At 70.4% G+C, this 1,930-nt stretch carries 1 protein-coding gene; it reads right to left on the bottom strand.

The window, feature by feature from the left end; translation table 11 throughout:
* The coding region (locus tag ACXJKG_RS20860; RefSeq protein WP_456847630.1) for a multifunctional oxoglutarate decarboxylase/oxoglutarate dehydrogenase thiamine pyrophosphate-binding subunit/dihydrolipoyllysine-residue succinyltransferase subunit at positions 1-1,930 on the bottom strand (1,930 nt) is incomplete at both ends.

Below are 1,930 nucleotides of genomic sequence, written 5' to 3' on the forward strand. Positions count from 1 at the left end.
ACGCGGCCTTGAGGCGCAGCATCGACTTCGGCGTGAACACCACCAGCGGACGGCGCGGGCGGGCGTACGCCTGACGGCGCAGCAGGTGGAAGTGCGACGCGGGCGTCGACGGCTGCGCGATCGTCATGTTCTCCTCGGCCGCGAGCTGCAGGAACCGCTCGATGCGGGCCGACGAGTGGTCGGGCCCCTGGCCCTCGTACCCGTGCGGCAGGAGGAGCACGACGGAGGACCGCTGGGCCCACTTCTGCTCGGCGGACGAGATGAACTCGTCGATGATCGTCTGCGCGCCGTTGACGAAGTCGCCGAACTGCGCCTCCCACAGCACCAGCGCGTCCGGGCGCTCGACCGAGTACCCGTACTCGAACCCGAGGGCCGCGTACTCCGAGAGCGACGAGTCGTAGACCCAGAACTTGGCCTGGTCCTGCGACAGGTACAGCAGCGGCGTCCACTCGGCACCGGTCTCGCGGTCGTGCATGACGGCGTGGCGCTGCACGAAGGTGCCGCGGCGCGAGTCCTGCCCGGCGAGCCGGACAGGCGTGCCCTCGACCAGCAGCGACCCGAACGCCAGCAGCTCGCCGTAGCCCCAGTCGATGCCGCCCTCGCGGGTCATCGCCTCGCGCTTGGCCAGSAGCTGCGCCAGCTTCGGGTGSACCGTGAAGCCCTCGGGCGGACGCACGTGGGCGCGACCGATGCGCTSSAGCGTGCCGGCGTCGACGGCGGTCTTCCAGCCGACCATGACGCCCGCGTCCTCGAGCTGCGACTCCGGGCGCTCGAGGCCCTTGACGGCCTCGGCCTCGGGCGGGGTCGGCGCGTAGCCGTCCTCCCGCGTCTCGGCGAACACGCGCTCCAGCTGCGACTGGTAGTCCTGCAGCGCCTGCTCGGCGTCGGAGATCGTGAGGTCCCCGCGCGCCACGAGCGTCTCGGTGTAGAGCTTGCGGACCGAGCGCTTGGCCTCGATGAGGTTGTACATCAGCGGCTGCGTCATCGAGGGGTCGTCGCCCTCGTTGTGACCGCGGCGGCGGTAGCAGACCATGTCGATGATGACGTCGCGGTCGAACTGCTCGCGGTACTCGAACGCCAGCTCGGCCACCCGCACGCACGCCTCCGGGTCGTCCCCGTTGACGTGGAAGATCGGCACCTGCAGGCCCTTGGCCACGTCGGTCGCGTACTGCGAGGAGCGCGACGACGAGGGGCCCGTGGTGAAGCCGACCTGGTTGTTGATGATCACGTGGATGGTGCCGCCGGTGCGGTACCCGCGCAGCTGCGCCAGGTTGAGCGTCTCGAACACGACGCCCTGGCCGGCGAAGGCCGCGTCGCCGTGGATGAGGATCGGCAGCACGGAGAAGCCGTCGCCGCCCAGGTCGATGCGGTCCTGCTTGGCGCGGACGATGCCCTCGAGCACCGGGTCCACCGCCTCGAGGTGCGACGGGTTGGCCGCCAGGTACACCGCGGTCGTCGCGCCGGACTCGGCGGTGAACGTGCCCTCGGTGCCCAGGTGGTACTTGACGTCGCCCGAGCCCTGGACCGACTTCGGGTCCTGGTTGCCCTCGAACTCGCGGAAGATCTGCCCGTAGGACTTGCCGGCGATGTTGGCCAGGATGTTCAGCCGGCCACGGTGGGCCATGCCGATGCCGACCTCGTCGAGACCGTTGTTCGCGGCCTTGGACAGGATGGCGTCGAGCAGGGCGATGACCGACTCGCCGCCCTCGAGCGAGAACCGCTTCTGGCCGACGTACTTGGTCTGCAGGAAGGTCTCGAAGGCCTCCGCCGCGTTGAGGCGGCGCAGGATCCGCAGCTGGTCCTCGCGCGGCGTCTTGGCGTAGCCGGACTCGAGGCGCTCCTGCAGCCAGCGGCGCTGCCGCGGGTCCTGCAGGTGCATGTACTCGCTGCCGACCGTGCGGCAGTAGGAGTCGCGCAGCAGGCCGAGCAC

The organism is Cellulomonas sp. P5_C6 (assembly GCF_054049635.1).